This is a genomic window from Kocuria sp. NPDC057446 (assembly GCF_042802875.1).
GTDB lineage: Bacteria > Actinomycetota > Actinomycetes > Actinomycetales > Micrococcaceae > Kocuria.
Window position 1 is genome coordinate 1 of record NZ_JBHVDI010000065.1, and the last position, 18,350, is coordinate 18,350.

Annotated in this window: 13 protein-coding genes; 5 read left to right on the forward strand and 8 right to left on the reverse strand. The window is 74.5% G+C overall.

What is annotated here, in order from left to right; all coding sequences use genetic code 11:
- Window positions 1-55: 55 nt before the first annotated feature.
- Window positions 56-1,855 (reverse strand): 2-succinyl-5-enolpyruvyl-6-hydroxy-3-cyclohexene-1-carboxylic-acid synthase, encoded by a 1,800-nt coding sequence (gene menD / locus ACFU0Y_RS09665; RefSeq protein ID WP_380214274.1) that lies wholly within the window; start codon window positions 1,853-1,855, stop codon window positions 56-58.
- Between the two features lie 103 nt (window positions 1,856-1,958).
- Window positions 1,959-4,157, reverse strand: coding sequence for a PhoX family protein (locus ACFU0Y_RS09670; protein ID WP_380214275.1), 2,199 nt, complete (start codon window positions 4,155-4,157; stop codon window positions 1,959-1,961).
- Window positions 4,158-4,527: 370 nt separating this feature from the next.
- On the opposite strand from ACFU0Y_RS09670, the gene ACFU0Y_RS09675 reads away from it, so the two are divergent.
- The gene (locus ACFU0Y_RS09675; RefSeq protein WP_380214276.1) at window positions 4,528-4,938 is read left to right on the forward strand and encodes a hypothetical protein; all 411 of its coding nucleotides are present in this window, start codon (window positions 4,528-4,530) and stop codon (window positions 4,936-4,938) included.
- Here the strand turns inward: ACFU0Y_RS09675 and ACFU0Y_RS09680 are convergent.
- On the reverse strand, window positions 4,929-5,942 hold the full coding sequence (locus tag ACFU0Y_RS09680) for an o-succinylbenzoate synthase (protein ID WP_380214277.1): 1,014 nt from the start codon (window positions 5,940-5,942) through the stop codon (window positions 4,929-4,931). The two genes, ACFU0Y_RS09675 and ACFU0Y_RS09680, sit on opposite strands and share 10 nt — an antisense overlap.
- A 112-nt stretch (window positions 5,943-6,054) precedes the next feature.
- Between ACFU0Y_RS09680 and ACFU0Y_RS09685 the strand changes: the two genes are divergently transcribed.
- Window positions 6,055-6,906, forward strand: a complete 852-nt coding sequence (locus ACFU0Y_RS09685; RefSeq protein WP_380214278.1) for a phosphatase PAP2 family protein — start codon at window positions 6,055-6,057, stop codon at window positions 6,904-6,906.
- On the opposite strand, the gene ACFU0Y_RS09690 is transcribed toward ACFU0Y_RS09685, so the two are convergent.
- Complete coding sequence (locus tag ACFU0Y_RS09690; protein WP_380214279.1) at window positions 6,839-7,732, reverse strand: MBL fold metallo-hydrolase; 894 nt, start codon at window positions 7,730-7,732, stop codon at window positions 6,839-6,841. The genes ACFU0Y_RS09685 and ACFU0Y_RS09690 overlap by 68 nt on opposite strands.
- A 40-nt stretch (window positions 7,733-7,772) precedes the next feature.
- Here ACFU0Y_RS09690 and gluQRS point away from each other — a divergent pair, with 40 nt between their 5' ends.
- Complete coding sequence (gene gluQRS / locus ACFU0Y_RS09695) at window positions 7,773-8,774, forward strand: tRNA glutamyl-Q(34) synthetase GluQRS (RefSeq protein WP_380214280.1); 1,002 nt, start codon at window positions 7,773-7,775, stop codon at window positions 8,772-8,774.
- Here the strand turns inward: gluQRS and aceB are convergent.
- Entirely contained in the window at window positions 8,696-10,369 is a 1,674-nt protein-coding gene (aceB, locus tag ACFU0Y_RS09700; RefSeq protein WP_380214286.1) for a malate synthase A, read from the reverse strand. The genes gluQRS and aceB overlap by 79 nt on opposite strands.
- Before the next feature lie 137 nt (window positions 10,370-10,506).
- Entirely contained in the window at window positions 10,507-11,790 is a 1,284-nt protein-coding gene (aceA, locus tag ACFU0Y_RS09705) for an isocitrate lyase (RefSeq protein ID WP_380214281.1), read from the reverse strand.
- Window positions 11,791-11,951: 161 nt separating this feature from the next.
- Between aceA and ACFU0Y_RS09710 the strand changes: the two genes are divergently transcribed.
- Window positions 11,952-13,433 (forward strand): helix-turn-helix domain-containing protein, encoded by a 1,482-nt coding sequence (locus ACFU0Y_RS09710; RefSeq protein ID WP_380214282.1) that lies wholly within the window; start codon window positions 11,952-11,954, stop codon window positions 13,431-13,433.
- A gap of 152 nt (window positions 13,434-13,585) precedes the next feature.
- Complete coding sequence (gene putP / locus ACFU0Y_RS09715; RefSeq protein ID WP_380214283.1) at window positions 13,586-15,082, forward strand: sodium/proline symporter PutP; 1,497 nt, start codon at window positions 13,586-13,588, stop codon at window positions 15,080-15,082.
- 63 nt (window positions 15,083-15,145) lie between these two features.
- Here putP and ACFU0Y_RS09720 read toward each other — a convergent pair whose 3' ends face one another.
- Window positions 15,146-16,114 (reverse strand): L-lactate dehydrogenase, encoded by a 969-nt coding sequence (locus ACFU0Y_RS09720; protein ID WP_380214284.1) that lies wholly within the window; start codon window positions 16,112-16,114, stop codon window positions 15,146-15,148.
- Window positions 16,115-16,224: 110 nt separating this feature from the next.
- Window positions 16,225-18,261 carry a penicillin-binding transpeptidase domain-containing protein gene (locus ACFU0Y_RS09725; protein ID WP_380214285.1) on the reverse strand — a complete coding sequence of 679 codons (2,037 nt, stop codon included), beginning with the start codon at window positions 18,259-18,261 and terminating at the stop codon, window positions 16,225-16,227.
- Window positions 18,262-18,350: the final 89 nt, after the last annotated feature.

The window sequence follows — 18,350 nt, forward strand, 5'->3', positions numbered from 1 at the left end:
GGGCGGGGCCCGTCGGCGCGTCCGGTCCGGGGCGCCACGGGGCGCCCCGGTCTCCTCAGCGGTCGTCGGGGGCCGGTGCGGCCGGCTCGCCGGTCCGCCCGCCTCCCGGGCCCGCGTCCGTCGCCGTCCGAGCGGCGGCCTCCTCGGCGGCACGCGCGACGGCGGCCCGGAGCCGGGCGTGGAGCTCCCGCAGCCCCCGCCGGTCCACCACGACCTCCACGACCGAGCGCCCCCGCACGGGCGCGGCGAGCGCCTGCTCGAGCTCCGCGACGCCGTCCGCACGCCGGTGGGCCACCCCGTAGCCGGCGCACAGCGCGTCGAGGCTGGCCTCCTGGGGGGTGCCGAAGAACCGCTCCACGACCGCCCGGTACTCCTCCTGCTCGCCCAGCGCCCCGTGCTCGAGGGTCGTGAAGATCCCCCCACCGCCGTCGTTGAGGACCACGAGCTGCAGATCGGGCTCGCGCTCGCCCGGTCCCAGCAGCAGGGACGAGACGTCGTGCAGAAACGTCAGGTCGCCCAGGAGCGCGCGGACCGGACGGCCGCCGCCCAGGGCCGCCCCGGCGGCCGTGGCCACCGTGCCGTCGATCCCGGCCAGCCCCCGGTTGGCGAGCACGAGCGGGGAGCCGGGGCCGGGCCGGGCGGCCAGGTCAAGGTCGCGGACCGGGTTGGAGGAGCCCGCCAGCAGCACCGCCCCGTCCCGGCGGCAGGCCTCCCACACGGCGGCGGCCACGGCCGGCCCGGTGGCCCGCCCGGGCGGCTCGGCGGCGAGCAACCGGGCGACGGCGCCGTCCGCGGCGGCCCCCGCCTCGTGCCAGGCCTGCGTCCAGCCGGGGGCGCCGCGGCCGGTGAAGGCGGCCGCCTCGACCCAGCTGCCGAGCACCCGTTCGCGGCGCCGCCCGGGCTCGTACCAGGCCACGGGCGCGGGCCGCACGGCCGCGGTGGCGACGTCCGCCCGGGCCAGCAGGGCCCCCACCGGGCGGGACAGCGTGGGCCGGCCCACGAGCAGGACGCGCTCGATCCGCCGGCCCAGCGGGGAGTCCAGCAGCAGCCGGTAGGCCCCGACCGCGTGCGGGCCGCGGCGGGCGTTGGACGAGGGCTCCGCGAGCAGCGGCAGTCCGCACGCCTCGGCGAAGCGGGCCGCGTCCGCGCCGGCGCCGTCCCCGGCGACGACGACGGAGCGTGCCGTTCCTGCCGCCGCCGGCGGGGCGCCGACCGGTCCGGCCGACACCGCGGCCGGGCCCGGGTCCGGGCCCGGCGCCGTCCGGGCGGCCAGCTGCCGGGCCCGGGCCGCGAGCACCGGGCCGTCCGCCGGCGCGGGGTGCAGCGGATCGCGCAGGGCCACGTTGAGCTGGACCGGCCCCGCCGGCCGGGGTCCCTCCGGCCCCCGGCCGGCCAGGGCCGCGAGGACCCCGGCGAGGCGGGCGGGCACGTCCTCGCCCGGGAGGAGGTCCACGGCTGCGCGGACGTGGTCGCCGAAGATCCCCGGCTGACGGGTGGTCTGGTTGGCGCCGGTGCCCCGAAGCTCCGGCGGACGGTCGGCGGAGAGCACCACGAGGGGCACCTCGGCGTGGTCGGCCTCCAGCACGGCGGGCAGGAGGTTGCCCACGGCCGTGCCCGAGGTGGTCAGCACCCCGGCCGGCCGGCCGGTGGCCCGGGCGATGCCGAGGGCGGTGAACGCCGCGCCCCGCTCGTCCACCCGCACGTGGACCTCGAGGGCCCCCGCGGCCTGGGCGGCCGCGGCGGCGTAGGCCAGCGGCGCGGACCGGGAGCCCGGGGCGACGACGAGGTGCCGCATCCCGGCGGCGACGAGCTCCTCCAGGACGGTGCGGGCGGTGTCGAGGGACGGTGTGGTCACAGGAGACCAGGGTAGTCCGCGCACGCCGTGGTCCCCGGCGCGCCGGGGGGCGGGCCGGGGACCGGGCGGGGCCGGACGCCGTCGGGCGGCTCCGGGCGCGGGCTCAGTAGGAGCGGGACGCGCTCCGCGCGGCCGCCTTCGTCTCCGCGGTGGCCTTGCCCCTGTAGCCGCGGTAGCGGGGCCCGCGCTCTCCGTTCTTGCGCCGCTTGTCCTGGTTGCGGCCCTTCCCCGGCCTGTCGTGGATGCCTCCGGGGAACTCGGGCTCCCCGCCCCGGCCCACGGCGAAGACCTGCGCCACGGACGGCCGCGGCAGGGACCACTCGCCCTCGCCCTGGCGGGTCTCCACCACGTAGTCCGGGAAGTAGGAGCGGGGCTCCTCGAAGGAGCCGTCCTCGCCCGGGTGCTGTACGGCCACGTAGACCATGCGCTCGCGGTCGTGGATGACGGGCCCGCAGGTCTCCGCGTCCTGGGGCACGGCCAGGAACTGCTCGACCCGGCCGCGCTCGCGCCCGGACAGGCCCACCTTGAACAGTCCGTCGTTGTAGCCGATCGTCCCCGGGGCGCCGTCGGTGGAGACCCACAGGCTGCCCTCCGAGTCGAACGCCAGGTTGTCCGGGCAGGAGATCGGGGAGACCTGCGCCGCGGGGAAGCCGGAGAAGTAGGCCGAGGAGTTCTTCGACGGGTCCCCGGCCACGATCAGCAGGTTCCAGTCGAACACCAGGGCTGCGGCGCGGCCGTCCCGCTCGACGAGCTCGAGCACGTGGCCGTCGCGGTTCTGGGTGCGCGGGTTCGCCTCGTCCGGGCCGGCCTTGCCCGGGGTGCCGCGGTCGGTGTTGTTGGTCAGCGCCACGTAGACCTTGCCGGTGTGCGGGGAGGGCTCGACGTCCTCGGGGCGGTCCATCTTGGTGGCTCCGGCCTTGTCCGCGGCCAGCCGGGTGAACACCAGGACCTGCTCGACGGACATCCCGGCCACCGCGGACTCCCCGCCCACCACCAGGGGCAGCCACTCGCCGGAGCCGTCGAACGCGCCGTCGGAGGGCAGCCGGCCGGAGCCGTCGATCTCGGTCTCGGTGTCCCCGGTGAACCTCGCGACGTACAGGTCCCCCGCGGAGAGCAGCGTCATGTTGTGGGCGCGGTCGCCCTCGACGTACTTGTGGGCGGAGACGAACTTGTAGAGGTAGTCGAACCGCTCGTCGTCGCCGGAGTAGGCCACCACGGTGCCGTCCTCGGCCACGCGCACGTTGGCGCCCTCGTGCTTGAAGCGGCCCAGCGCGGTGTGCTTGACCGGCGTGGAGGCCGGGTCCTGGGGGTCGATCTCCACGACCCAGCCGAAGCGGTGGGGCTCGTTCGCGTAGCCCGGCAGGGTCGAGTCGAAGCGCGGGTCCACCTCGTGCCAGCGCCGGCTCGGCGCCTCGGCGGCGATCCCGTAGCGCTTCTGCTCGGCGGAGCCGTTGCCCTTGAAGTACTGGTTGAAGTTCTCCTCGCCGGAGAGGACCGTGCCCCACGGGGTGGTGCCGCCGGCGCAGTTGTTGAGGGTGCCCAGCACCAGCGCCCCGGAGGGGTCGGCGTCCGTGGTCAACAGGTCGGAGCCCGCCGCGGGTCCGTCCACCCGGAAGGCAGTGCTCATGGTGATGCGCCGGTTCCGGCTGCCGCCGCGGACGTAGGACCAGGGCCGGCCGGGGCCGGTGCGGGCGATCTCCACGACGGACATGCCGTGGGCCGCCATGGCCACCCGGGCCACGCGCTGCACGTCGTCCTGCTGCTCGGCGGGGAACATCAGGTTCTCGTTGGTGTACTCGTGGTTGCTCACCAGCACTCCGCTGCGCCCGCCGCGGTCCTGGAGGACGTCCAGGTAGTCACAGTTGTAGCCGAACTGCACCGACTGGGCCGCGGCCGTCTGCTGCAGGGGGTCGAACTCCGGCGAGTCCGCGAAGAGGGGGTCGCCCCAGCGGATGATCGGGGACCAGTCGAAGCCCTCGGGGACCGTGAGGTCGTCCACGGTGTTCGGCACGGGCGCGATGGGCCCGAAGGACAGTCCGGGGCGTCCGCGGCCGTGGGCCTGGGCGGCGTCCGGGGTGGCGCCGACGACGCCGACGGTCACGGCCGCCGCGGCGCCGAGGCCCAGGGCGGAGCGGCGGGACAGCGCGGCGCTCGCGATGTCGCGGAAGTAGCCGTTGCCGGAGGTGTTGCACTCCGGCCCGGCGCAGGCGCTGCCGCACTTGAGCTCGCACGTGACGGGGCTGCGCTTGCCGCGCGTGTGGCCCAGCAGGGGCAGGAAGGGGCGCTCGGCAGTGTCGGTCATGGCTCTCCCAGGAGATCGGACCCGCGGCGGACCGCGGTCGGGGAACAGGTGCTCGGCCACTGCACCACCGGCCGGTGAGGCACCGGAGGCGGGCGGGCGAACCGCGGGTGAACGCCCCGTGACCGGGCGGGGACGGACCTGTTCCCGGATTCACTCCGGTCCGTGCGGATTCACTCGGAGAAACAAAGCACCGGCGCATTCCGTGGGCGCCCCGGCAGTGGGATGCTCGTCCCGTCAGGCCGTCCCATCCGTCCAGCGACCCGGACCGTGACCGGGAACCCGGAAGACCCCCCTCCTTTCGCACCGTTCGCCCACGACCGAGCCGCCGCGGCGGCGGTGCCGGTCCGGGCACGGACGAAGGAGGCGCGTGATGCCCACGGAACCAGGAGCGGGGCTGCTGTCCCCGCAGGACCGCGGAGGACCCGGTCCGCACGAGCACGGATCACGCCGGCACCACCCCGGGGCCGTGGACTGCCGGAGCGTCCACCGCGCGTGGGACCTCCACCCGGGGGACTGCCTGCACGGGCGGGTCATCGCCTCGGTCCGCGGCGTGGTAGGCCTCGCCTGCAGCCCCGTGGCGGTCTTCTCCTTCACGGGCGAGGACCCCGAGCACACGGCCCGGACGCGGATCGGCGCCGCCCACCCCGACGTGGAGCTCGGCTGCGACGACGTGTGGCGCGCCGCCCGGGCGTGGGTCCGGCGGCACGGTCTGCGGGAGGGCGAGCCCGTGGACCTGGACCGGCTCCGGACCGAGGTCCTGGGGGACGTGGCTCAGGGCTGAGGCGCGGCGCCGGCCAGGGCGTGCACGCGGCGCAGCCGCTCGAGCCACCACCGGCGCCGGTCCGCGGGCACGGCGTGGCGCTCCAGCAGCACGGGGTCCGGGACCGCGTCCCGCAGCTCGAGCACCCCGTCCACCGGCCGCAGCGGCTCCCGCAGGACGTCGGCCCGCATGAGGGACACCGTCCCGAGCCCGCAGGCGTACGGCAGCTCGGGCAGGGCGGCGGCGAGCGCGAGACCCGCCCGGATGCCCACCGAGGTGTCCAGGGCCGAGCTGACCACGGCCGGCAGCCCCGCCCGGGCCACCACGTCCAGGGCGCGGCGGACCCCGCCCAGCGGCGCCGCCTTGACCACGAGCAGGTCGGCGGCGCCCGCCCGGGCCACCGCGAGGGGGTCCTCCTCCTTGCGCACGGACTCGTCCGCGGCCACGAGCACCGGCACGCCCCGGTCGGCGAGGCCCTCCCGGACGGCCGCGAGGCCCTCGATCGTGGGCACGGGCTGCTCCGCGTACGCGAGCCCGTGCCGCCCGAGCCGCTCCAGCGCGGTGAGGGCGGTGGGCACGTCCCATCCCCCGTTCGCGTCCACCCGCAGCTCGGCGTCCGGCAGCAGGGCCCGCACGGCCGCGACCCGGGCGTCGTCGTCCGCCGGGCCCTGGCCGCGCTCGGCGACCTTGATCTTCACGGCGCGCACCCCGTCGCCGAAGCCCGCGAGCACCTCCCGGACCCGGGCCGCCGGCACGGCGGGCACGGTCGCGTTGACGGGGACGCGGGTGCGCAGCGGTACCGGGAAGCCGTGCCACGCGGCGTCGACCGCGGCGCGCAGCCAGGGACCGGCCTCGGCGTCCCCGTACTCGGGGAACGGTCCGAACTCCCCCCACCCCGCGGGACCGCGCAGGAGCAGCGACTCGCGCACGTCCACGCCGCGGAAGCGCACCCGCATCGGCAGGGCGACGACGTGCGCGTCGGCGAGCAGGTCCTCGAGCGGGGGCAGGGCGGCGGCGGGGAGCATGCCGCCCAGCCTAAGGGGCCTCCTTCCGGCGCGCTCCGACCCGTGCGTGGAATGATGAGGGCTCCGCGGGTGCCGGCACCGGCCGCGACCCGCACCACCGCCCAGGAGCTCGATGACCACCACCACCACCCGCCGCCCCGCCCCGACCGCCCTCCAGGTCCTGGGCCATCTGCTCGGCGCCGCCGCCCTCTGGGCCTCGGCCGCGCTGGTCGGGGTCGTGGCCCTGACCACCGCGACCGGGCAGTGGCTCGACGAGCTGGCCCTGCGCCAGGCGAGCGGCGCCTTCCCGGACCTCTCCGAGCGTGCGGCCCAGCTGCTGGACTCGGTCCCGTGGGTGGTGGGCGCGGTCTCGGCCCTGTGCCTGGCGGTCCTGGCCGTGCGCTCCCGGCGTCTCGCCCCGGCAGTGGTGGGGGCGGCGGTGGTGGTGCTGTCCAACCTCACGGTCCAGCTGCTCAAGCGGGTGCTGCTGGAGAAGCCGGACCTCGGGATCCAGGAGGTCACCGTCAACTCGTTCCCCTCCGGGCACACGGCCGCCGCGGCCGCCGCCGTGGCGGTGGTGCTGCTCGCGGCCCCCGCCGCCTCCCGGCCGCTGGTCGCGCTGCTCGGGGCCGCGGCCACGACCGTCACCGGGGTGGCGACGCTGCTCAACGGCTGGCACCGGCCCTCGGACGTCGTGGCGTCCCTGCTGGTCGTGGCGGGCTGGGCGGCCCTGGGCGGTCTGGTGCTGCGCCTGACCGGGCCCGTGGAGCGCCCCGTGCCCGGCGGGGGTCTGACCGCCCTGCTGGGCGCCGGCGGCGCGGGGACGCTGCTGCTCGGCCTGCTGCCCCTGTGGGCGGCCCTGCGGGCCCCGGGCGGGGGCTGGGCGGCGGTCGCCGCGTGCGCGGCGATCCTCGGCGTCAGTCTGCTGGTGGCAGCGGCGCTGACAGCGCTGCAAGCTCCTCGGTCGCGGCGTCCTCGGCCCTGATCCGCTCGAGCCGGTCCAGCAGGATCCGTGCCGCCCCGGGGCTGTAGGGCAGACGGAACATCGAGGCGGTCACCGGTCGCATGCCGTCGGGCCGCGCGGCGGCGGCCTCGCTCGCGTCCACCCGCTCGATGGCCGTGCGCATGAGCCGGGCCTGCTGGAGCACGAAGCCGCGCTCCACGGGGTTGCCGTGGCCGGGGACGAACACCTGGTAGCGGGCGAGGGCGGCGAGGTTCTCGAGCGCCGTGGCCCAGCCCCGGGGATAGGAGTCGTCGAAGCTGGGGTCGGCGCCCTGCTCCACGAGGTCCCCGGTGAACACGACGTCGTCGACGCCCACGCAGAGGTCGTTGTCGGTGTGGCCGGGGCCGAAGGAGAAGAGCACGGCCGCCCGCTCCCCCAGGTCCACCCGGGCCAGGGCGGGACGCCGGCCCGTGCCGGGCAGGTGCCGGTTGGGCACGACGAGCCGGGTGTCCGGTCCCTCGGCGGCGGCCATCTCGGGCTCGTGGGTGCCCACGAAGGATCGCTGGTAGTCGCCGTGCGCCTCGATCGCCGCCGCGCAGCCGCGGTGCGCCCAAAAGTCCTCGGCCCCGGCGCGCCGGAACACGGCGTTGCCGAGGAAGTGGTCGTAGTGGGCGTGCGTGTTCACGACCGTCAGCGGCAGGCCGGTGAGCGAGCGGACGGCCTCGAGGATCTCGCGGGCCTGGCGCGGGCCCGCGCCCGTGTCGATCACCAGGGCGCGGCGGGTCCCGAGCACGACACCGGAGTTGAGCCTCCAGTTGTCCGTGCTCACGGCGAAGACGCCGTCGCGGAGTTCGTTGATGCGCGCCACCCGACCAGGGTACCGACCGCCGCTGGCTATCCTGGCACCCATGACCTCTTCGGCCCCGGACCGTGCGGTCGGCGGCGCCGGCCGCTATGCTCCGTCCCCCTCGGGGGACCTCCACCTCGGCAATCTCCGCACGGCCCTGCTCGCGTGGGCCCTCGCCCGCGCGACGGGCCGGCGCTTCGTCCTGCGCGTCGAGGACATCGACCGGGTGCGCCCGGGGGCGGCCGAGCGGCAGCTCGCGGACCTCGCCCGGCTGGGTCTCGACTGGGACGGCCCGCCGCTGCTGCAGTCCTCGCGGGAGGCCGAGCACCGGGCCGTGGTGGCGCGTCTCACCGCGGCGGGGCGCACCTACGAGTGCTACTGCACGCGCCGGGAGATCCAGGCGGCCGCGAGCGCGCCGCACGGCGCCCCCGGCGCCTATCCGGGGACGTGCCGTGACCTCGACGACGCCGAGCGGGCACGGCGCCGGCGCGAGCGGCCCCCCGCGGTGCGGCTGCGGGCGGACGTGCGCTCCCGCACGGTCGTCGACCGGTGGACCGGGGCGTTCACGGGTGTCGTCGACGACTTCGTGCTGCTGCGCAATGACGGCCGCCCCGCCTACAACCTCGCGGTGGTCCTCGACGACGCTCACCAGGGCGTGGACCAGGTGGTCCGCGGCGACGACCTGCTGCCCTCCACCCCCCGGCAGGCCCACCTGGCCGCGGTGCTCGGGCTCGGCGAGCCGGAGTGGGCGCACGTCCCGCTCGTGCTCAACCCCCGCGGGCAGCGCCTCGCCAAGCGCGACGGCGCGGTGACCCTCGCCGAGCTCGCGGCGGCGGGGCACGGCCCCGAGGAGGTCGTCGGCCGGCTGGCGGCGTCGCTGGGGCTGCCCGGCCCGGCCCGGACGGCGCAGGACGTCCTCGCCGTCTTCGACGAGGACGCCCTGTCCCGGGAGCCCTGGGTGGTGGACCCGGCCGGGTGGGCCGCTCAGGCGCGCGCGGCCGCGGAGGTCCCGGCCTCCTCCGGCGCGTGCGGGTCCTCGGGCTCGGCGAGGAAGCGCTCGTAGGCGGGGGTGGTCAGGAAGGCGGGGTAGTCGTCGCCCAGGGCGACCTCCTCGAAGATGGCTCGGGCGTCGTCGAAGCGGTCGCCCTCGGCGCGCTCGATCCGCGCGAACTCCTCCTCGACCAGCTCCTGCACCCAGTCCCGGGTGATCTCCTCGCCCTCGTCCGTGATGGCGCGGGTGTTCACCCACTGCCAGATCTGCGAGCGGGAGATCTCCGCGGTCGCGGCGTCCTCCATCAGGTTGTGGATGCCCACCGCGCCGTTGCCGCGCAACCACGCCTCGATGTAGCGGATCCCCACCTCGACGTTGCTGCGGATCCCCTCCTCGGTGATCTTCCCCTCGGCCGAGGCGATGTCGATGAGCGCCTTGTCGTCGGGCACCACGTCCTCGCGGAGCCGGTCCAGCTGGTTGGGCTTCTCGCCGAGCACCGCGTCGAAGACCTCGCGGCACACGGGGACCAGGTCCGGGTGGGCCACCCAGGACCCGTCGAAGCCGTCCTCGGCCTCGCGGGTCTTGTCGGCGCGCACCTTCTCGATCGCGGTGCGGTTGACCTCCTCGTCGCGCCGGGAGGGGATGAACGCGGCCATCCCGCCGATGGCCATCGCCCCGCGGCGGTGGCAGGCCCGCACGAGCTGCTCGGTGTAGGCCCGCATGAACGGCTGCGTCATGGTCACCGCGTTGCGGTCCGGGAGGATGAAGCGGGGCCCGCGGGTCCGGAAGTTCTTGATGATCGAGAAGATGTAGTCCCACCGGCCGGCGTTGAGGCCCGCGGCGTGCTCGCCGAGCTCGTGCAGGATCTCCTCCATCTCGAAGGCCGCGGTGATCGTCTCGATCAGCACGGTGGCGCGGATGGTGCCGCGGTCCGCCCCGAGCATGGACTCCGCCCGGCTGAAGATGTCGTGCCACAGCCGCGCCTCCTGGTGGGACTCGGTCTTGGGCAGGTAGAAGTAGGGGCCCAGGCCGAGCTTCTTGAGCCGGCGGGCGTTGTGGAAGAAGTACAGGCCGAAGTCGACGATCGCGCCCGCGATGGGCTCGTCCCGCACGGACAGGTGCCTCTCCTCGAAGTGCCACCCGCGGGGGCGCACCACGATGGTGGGGTTGGACCGGGCGTCCTTGTTCTGCAGGGCGTACTTCTTGCCGTCGGGGTTGGTGAACTCGATGGTCCCCTCGAGCGCGTCGATCAGGTTGAGCTGGTTGGTGACCACGTTCGCCCAGTGCGGGGTGTTCGCGTCCTCCATGTCCGCGAGCCACACCTTCGCCCCGGAGTTGAGCGCGTTGATGGTCATCTTCCGCTCGGTGGGGCCGGTGATCTCCACGCGGCGGTCCTCGAGCCCGGGCGGGGGCGGGGGAACCCGCCAGGAGTCGTCCTCGCGGATCCTGCGGGTCTCGGGCAGGAAGGTGGGGTCGGTGCCGCGGGCGATCGCCTTGCGCCGCTCCTCGCGGGCCGCCAGCAGCTCGCGCCGGCGGGGCTCGAACTCGCGGTGCAGCGCCGCGAGGAAGCCGAGCGCGTCGGGGGTGAGCACACTGTTCTGCCGGGGCACGTGGTGACCGGTGAGGGTCACGCCGTTGATCGTCACGGGATTGCTGGTCATGGTCATCATGGCTGGGTCCTCGCCTGAAGAGTGTCCTGGGGAGTTCGGGTGGGGCGGCTCCGGTGGGCACCGGAGCGGGTCGTCGTCGGATGCGGCGCGGCCGGGGGCCCCGTCGGGCCCCCGGCCGGTCACGGCCGTCCGGCTCAGAACTGGGCGGTCTCGGTGGACCCGGCCAGCGCCGTGGTGGAGGACTGCGGGTTGAGGACGGTGGAGACCAGGTCGAAGTAGCCGGTGCCGACCTCGCGCTGGTGGCGGGTGGCGGTGTAGCCGCGCTCCTCGGCCGCGAACTCCCGCTCCTGCAGCTCCACGTAGGCCGTCATCTGGTTGCGGGCGTAGCCGTGGGCCAGGTCGAACATCGAGTAGTTCAGGGCGTGGAAGCCGGCCAGGGTGATGAACTGGAACTTGAAGCCCATCGCGCCCAGCTCCCGCTGGAACTTCGCGATCGTGTCGTCGTCCAGGTGCTTCTTCCAGTTGAAGGACGGCGAGCAGTTGTAGGCGAGCATCTGGTCCGGGTGCTCCGCGTGGATGCCCTCGGCGAACTTCTTGGCCAGCTCGAGGTCCGGGGTGCCCGTCTCCATCCACAGCAGGTCGGCGTACGGGGCGTACGCGTTGCCGCGGGCGATGCAGGCCTCGAGGCCGTTGCGGACCTTGTAGTAGCCCTCCGCGGTGCGCTCGCCGGTGACGAACGGCTTGTCGCGGTCGTCCACGTCCGAGGTGATCAGGGTGGCCGCCTCGGCGTCGGTGCGGGCGATGATCAGCGAGGGGACGTCGGCGACGTCGGCCGCGAGCCGGGCCGCGCTGAGGGTGCGGACGTGCTGCTGGGTGGGGATGAGCACCTTGCCGCCCAGGTGGCCGCACTTCTTCTCGGAGGCCAGCTGGTCCTCCCAGTGCACGCCGGCCGCGCCGGCGGCGATCATGGACTTCATGAGCTCGTAGGCGTTGAGCGGGCCGCCGAAGCCGGCCTCGGCGTCGGCCACGATCGGGACCAGCCAGTCCTCGACCGTCCTCGTGCCCTCGGAGTGCTCGATCTGGTCGGCGCGCATCAGCGCGTTGTTGATCCGCCGCACGACCGCCGGGACGGAGTTCGCGGGGTAGATCGACTGGTCGGGGTAGGTCTGGCCCGCGAGGTTCGCGTCGCCGGCGACCTGCCAGCCGGAGAGGTAGATGGCCTTGAGCCCGGCCTTCACCTGCTGGACCGCCTGGTTGCCGGTCAGGGCGCCCAGGGAGTTGACGAAGTCCTCGGTGTGCAGCTTCTCCCACAGCTGCTCCGCGCCGCGGCGGGCCAGGGTCATCTCCTCCTGCACCGTGCCGCGCAGGCGGACGACCTCCTCCGCCGTGTAGTCGCGGGTGATCTGCGCCCAGCGGGGATCGGCGTCCCACTCCTGGCGGATCTCGTCGGCGGTCTTGGGGGCGTTGGGGTAGGACATGTCGGCTCCTCGTCGAGTGGTCCGGAAACGGGTGCTTCGGCTTTAGGGTCACCGGGAAGTTCGCTCTTCCGTGGTGACACATCCCACTTTGCCCCAGTCCAACCCGGATCAACCCCACATTTCTCGTCGAACTTTCACTGTTTTTCGTCTATCGTGAAGAAATGACGACCAGCGCCTGGGGCACCGAGGAACCGACGTCGGCCGAGCCGGCCGGCAGCACCGACCTGATCGGTCTCGGCCGGCGCATCCGCTCGCTGCGCAAGGACCGGGGGCTGACCCTCGCGGAGCTCGCCGACCGCGCCGGGACCGCCACGTCCCAGCTGTCCGTGATCGAGAACGGCCGGCGCGAGCCCCGGCTCAGCCTGCTGCGACGCCTCGCCGAGGTCCTCGGCACCAGCGTGGACGCCCTGCTGGGGGCCGAGCCCGGCACCCGGCGCGAGGCGCTCGAGATCCAGCTGGAGCGAGCCCAGCGCTCCCCGTTCTACGAGCAGCTGGGGCTGCCCACCGTCCGGGTCAGCTCCGCCCTGTCCACCGAGGTGCTCGAGGCGCTCGTGGCCCTGCAGGAGCGCCTGGCCGAGGCGCTCGAGAAGAACTCGGCCACCCCGGAGGAGGCCCGCCGGGCCAACGTGCAGCTGCGCCGGCTCATGCGGGCGCAGGACAACTACTTCCCGGACCTGGAGCAGGCCGCCAAGGAGCTGCTGGCCCTGGGCGGCTACTCCTCGGGGCCCGTGTCCAACTCCGTGATCTCCGAGATGGTGGGCAGGCTGGGCTACAGCATCCACCACGTCACCGACCTCCCGCACTCGACCCGCTCGGTGACCGACCTGCTCAACCGGCGGATCTACCTCGTGCAGAGCCCGCGGGCGGACCACGACCCCCGGGCGGTGCTGCTCCAGGCCGTGGGTCACCAGGTACTGGGCCACGAGCCCCCGAAGGACTACGCCGAGTTCCTCGCCCAGCGGGTGCAGAGCAACTACTTCGCGGCCGCGGTGATGCTGCCGGAGGACAAGACCGTCCCGTTCCTGCTCGAGGCCAAGAAGAACCGGGACCTGTTCCTGGAGGACCTCAAGGACCGCTTCGCCGTGTCCCACGAGACGGCGGGCCACCGATTCACGAACCTCGCCACCCGCCACCTGGGCATCCGCACCCACTTCCACAAGGTGCACTCGTCCGGGGTGATCCACAAGGCCTACGAGAACAACGGCCTCGCGTTCCCCACGGACCACACGGGGGCGATCGAGGGCCAGATCTCCTGCCGCAAGTGGTCCGGGCGCACCGTCTTCGACCAGCCCAACCAGTTCACGGCGTTCGCCCAGTACACGGACACGCCCTCCGGCACGTACTGGTGCTCCACGCGCACGGAGCTCTCGAGCCAGGGCGTGTTCTCGATCGGGGTGGGCGTCGCGTTCACCGACGCCCGCTGGTTCCGCGGCCGCGACACCCCGAACCGCACCGTGTCCACGTGCCCGGACCCCTCGTGCTGCCGGCGCCCGCCCGAGGAGCTGAGCCGGGTGTGGGCCGGCCACGCGTGGCCCAACACGCGGGCGCACTCGCACGTGCTCGCCGCCCTGCCGGAGGGGGCCTTCCCGGGCGTCGACGAGCGCGAGGTCTACGAGTTCCTGCAGGCCCACGACGACGCCTGAGCCGCTCCCGCGGCCCGCGCGCAGGATCCCCCTATACCCGTAGGAGCTGGCCACTGCCCGGGAGCGGGCGTAAAGTCCTGTGGGACCTCTGCCCCACCCACCTCCCCTGGGCGCTGCGCTCCACCGGGCCGGCTCCGGGCGGAAAGGACACCATGACCCAGGAGATATCCCAGACGATAGCGATCGTCGTCTACTTCGCCGCGATGATCGCGATCGGGCTCTACGCCAACAGCAGGACGAAGAACCTCGACGACTACATGCTCGGCGGGCGCAACCTCAAGCCCGGCGTCGCCGCCCTCAGCGCGGGCGCCTCCGACATGTCCGGCTGGCTGCTGCTCGGCCTGCCGGGCGCCGTGTTCCTCTCCGGTCTGGTCGAGGCGTGGATCGCCATCGGGCTGATCATCGGCGCCTGGGTCAACTGGAAGTTCATCGCGCCCCGGCTGCGCTCCTACACCGAGGTCTCGCACAACTCGATCACGATCCCGTCCTTCCTGGACAACCGGCTCAAGGGCGGGACCCGGATGCTGCGCATCGTCTCCGGGCTGATCATCCTGGTGTTCTTCACGTTCTACGTCTCCTCCGGCATGGTCGCGGGCGGGCTGTTCTTCCAGTCGTCCTTCGGCTCGACCTACCACGCCGGCCTGCTCCTGGTGGTCGGCGTGACCATCGCCTACACGCTCTTCGGCGGCTTCCTGGGCGCGACCTACACCGACGTGGCCCAGGGCATCCTGATGTTCGTCGCCCTGCTCATGGTCCCGGTCGTCGGGATCATCAACGTCGGCGGCTTCGGGCAGATGGCCGAGAACATCACCGCGGTGAACCCGGACGCCCTCTCCCTCGTGCGCGGCGCCACCGTGATCGGCGTCGTCTCCGCCCTGGCGTGGGGCCTCGGCTACTTCGGCCAGCCGCACATCATCGTCCGCTTCATGGCCATGCGCTCCCCCTCCGACGCCAAGACCGGCCGCCGGATCGGGCTGACCTGGATGGTGCTCAGTGTCGTCGGGGCGATCGCCACGGCCCTCGTGGGCCTCGCCTACTACGGCAACCGCCCCGACGAGAGCCCCACCGACCCGGAGTCCGTGTTCCTGGACCTGGCGCAGGTGTTCTTCCACCCGGTCGTCGCGGGCTTCGTGCTCGCCGCGGTGCTGGCCGCGATCATGTCCACGGTCTCCTCCCAGCTCATCGTCTCCTCCTCCGCCCTGGTGGAGGACCTGTACAAGCTGACCGTCAAGCAGTCGCCGTCCGAGCGCAAGCAGGTGTGGATGGGCCGCGCCGGCGTGGCCCTCGTCGCCCTCGTGGCGGTGTTCCTGGCCTGGGAGCAGAACAACACGATCCTCGGCCTCGTGGCCTTCGCGTGGGCCGGCTTCGGCGCCTCGTTCGGCCCGATCGTGATCCTGTCCCTGTTCTGGCGCAAGCTCACCAACCTGGGCGCGATCACCGGCATGGTCCTGGGCGCGGTCACCGTGTTCGCGTGGACCGTGAGCCCGTGGGCCGACCTCTACGAGATCATCCCCGGCTTCGTGGTGAGCCTCGTGTCCGCGATGCTGGTCTCGAAGGCCACGTACCGGCGGGACGAGGAGGTCGAGCGCGAGTTCGACGACGCCGTGCGCCTCACCCACGCGGCGCAGGACGAGATGGCCCGGGGCTGACCCGTCCGCACCGCCCCCGGGGCCCGTTCCGCACGCCGGGACGGGCCCCGTCGCCGTCCGGGGTCAGTACCCGATCGTGGCCAGAGTGGCGCGGATGGCGTCGGCGGAGCGGTGCAGCATGGCCAGCTCCTGCTCGTCCATGGGCACGACCAGGCGCTCGACGACGCCCCGCCGCGCGACGACCGACGGCACGGACAGCGCGATCCCGCTGATCCCCCGGTAGTCGTCCAGGACCGTGGAGACGGGCAGCACGGCGTGCTCGTCGCGCAGCACGGCCTCGGCCACGCGCGCCCCGGCGAGGCCGATCGCGTAGTTGGTGGCGCCCTTGCCCTGGATCACCGTGTACGCCGCGTTGATCGTCCGGTGCGTGATCTCGTCGAGCCGCTCGTCGGTGAAGGGCCGGCGCCCCTCGACCGTCCAGTCCCGCAGCGGGATCTGCCCGATGTTGGCGTTGGACCACAGGGGGAACTCGGTGTCCCCGTGCTCGCCGACGATCGTGGCGTGCACGCTCGTGGTGGACACCCCGCCCTCCTCCGCCAGCAGCCACCGCAGCCGGGACGTGTCCAGCACGGTCCCGGAGGACATCACCCGCTCCGTGGGCAGCCCCGTGAGCTTCTGCGCGATGACCGTGAGCACGTCGCACGGATTGGTCACCAGCACGTACACGGCCCCGGGCGCCTGCTCCACGAGGCGCGGCATCAGCTGCTCGAGGATCGCGGCATTGGCGCCCGCCAGCTCCATCCGGGTCTGGCCGGGGCGCTGCTTGGCCCCGGCGGTGACGAAGACGACGTCCGACCCGGCCAGCACGGCGACGTCGTCGGAGCCGGTCACCCGGGAGCTGGGGGTGAACATGGCCCCGTGGGCCAGGTCCAGGCCCTCGGCGCGGACCCGGTCCCCGGCGAGGTCGTAGAGGGCCACCTCCTGCGCGACACCCTTGATCAGCACCGCGTAGGCCAGGGACGAGCCGACGGAGCCGGCGCCGACCACGCCGATCTTGGTTCTCGCGGGGCTGGGGGGCACGGTCTCGGGCACGGGGAGCTCCTCGCTGGTCCGGCGGTCCGCGGCAGCGGACCGTGTGCTCCCATCCTGGGCCAGCGGGGCGGGTCCGGGAAAGGCCCCGGTGCGCCGTGTCGCGGTGCGCCTCAGTCCGCGGCGGACGCGGAGGCCGCCGCCAGGAGGTCCCGCGCGATGGGGCCGCCGGTGACCGAGCCCAGGTCGCCGTCCTCCACGAAGACCGCCACGGCGAGGTCCTCGTGCTCGGCGACCACCCAGGAGTGCGTCCGGGGCGGGTCCTCGTCGCCGAACTCCGCGGTGCCGGTCTTGCCGATCGCCGTGTCCGGCTCGAGCTCCTGGAGCACGCCGAGGTGCCCGGACGAGACGACGGCCCGCATCATGGTGCGCAGCTGCTCCGCCTCCTCCGCGGTCAGGGGCTCCTGCGGGCCCGGAGCGGCGTCCTCTTCGAGCAGACCCTCCGTGCCGATCAGCCGAGGGGTGACGAGCTGCCCGGCGGCGACCGAGGCGGTGAGACCCGCCATGCTCAGCGGGGAGACGAGCGTGCGGCCCTGCCCGAACATCGCCACGGCGTGCTGGGCCGGGTCCTCCTCCTCCTCGGGCACCGTGCCGGGAAACACCGGCACGCCGAGGTCCGTCCCGGCGCCGAGGCCGAGCGCGGCAGCGGCGCCGGCCAGCTCCGCCTGGCTGATCCGTTCGTGCTGATCCACGAAGCTGGTGTTGCAGGAGTGGGCGAGGGACTCGGTGAGGGTGACCGGCCCGGTGAACTCGGCGGGGTAGGACTCGACGTTGTCGATCCGCACGCCGGCGGCGGTCGTGGACGGCGGGCACTGCACGACCGTCCCGGGGGTGTCGCCCTTCCGCAGCATCGCCAGGGCCGTGACCACCTTGAACGTGGAACCGGGCGCGTACTGGCCCAGCAGCGCCGTGGAGTAGCCCTCGGAGCCGGGGCCGTTGGCCGACGCGACGAGTTCGCCGGTGGAGGGCCGCACCGCCACGACCGCGGACGGGGAGTCGATCCCGGCCAGCAGCTCCTCGGCGGTGCTCTGGAGGTCCCGGTCCAGGGTCAGGGTGAGCGGTTCGCCGGGCCGCGGCGGCACCTCGAACAGCGGGTCCCCGGCGGGCTGCGGCGCACCGCCGTCGTCCCCGGACGCGTCCCCCTCCCCGGACCGGTCCGCGACCTCCTCCACGACCTCCTCCACGATCTCCTCCACGACGACGCCGGGGACGCCGCGCAGCCGGTCGTCGAAGCGCTCCTGCACTCCCCCGCGGCCGACCGCCGTCCCGGGGGCGAGCACCCCGCCGGAGTCCGCCACGTCCTCGGCCGTCGCCTCGCCCACCCCGCCCAGGAGGTCGGCGGCGAAGCCGCGGGCGGGGGCCAGGGGCATCTCGTCCTCGAGCACGAGCAGCCCCGGGACGGCGGCCGTCCGCTCGGCGTCCAGCGCGCGGAAGTCCTCCTCCCGCAGCGGCAGCGCCTCCACGAACGCCTCGGGACCGGCCTGCTCCACGGCCTCGGCGTACGCGTCGGCGTCGATGTCCACGGCCGCCGCGAGCCGGCGCGCCGCCTCCCCGGGGTCCGCCCCCTCCAGCTGCGAGCGGTCGATGCCCAGCCGCCGGACCGGCCGCTCCGTCACGAGCGTCTCGCCGTCCGCCCCGAGGATGTCCCCGCGGTCCGCGGCCACCGTCCGGGCGCGCAGGGCCTCGCCCTCGGCCAGGCCCGGGTGCACCACGGCCGGGGACCACTCGGGGGCCCAGTCGCCGGCACCGGTCCGGACCAGCGGCAGGACCGCGTCGTACACCCAGTCCTGCTCGACGCCCGGGAGGTCCCAGGACCACGCCAGGGTGGCCTCGCGCCGCCCCTCCTCCCCGGTGTCCTCGACCGCGGAGACCTCCACGGCAGGGGTGGCCTCCCCGAGCCGGGCGGTGATCCGCTCGTACCGGTCCTGGGCGGCGGCGCCCTCGACGGGGCCGAAGGACAGCTCCTCGACGCTGCCCGCGCCCAGCGCCGCGGCGGTCCGCTCGGCGGCCTCCCGCCCGTCGTCGGGGGAGAGCACCGAGCAGCCGGTGGCGAGCAGGGCGGCGGTGAGCACGACCGGGACGGCGGGGCCCGGCCGCCGGCGGCGGGACCGGGACGTCCCGGGCTGCGGGGCGGGGCGGGGAGTCTGCACGACACCGAATGTAGTCCGCGGACCTCCGCCCGCACAGGCCCCGCGGAGACCCCCGGACACGGAAGGACCGGTGGGTGCCGTGTCTGCAC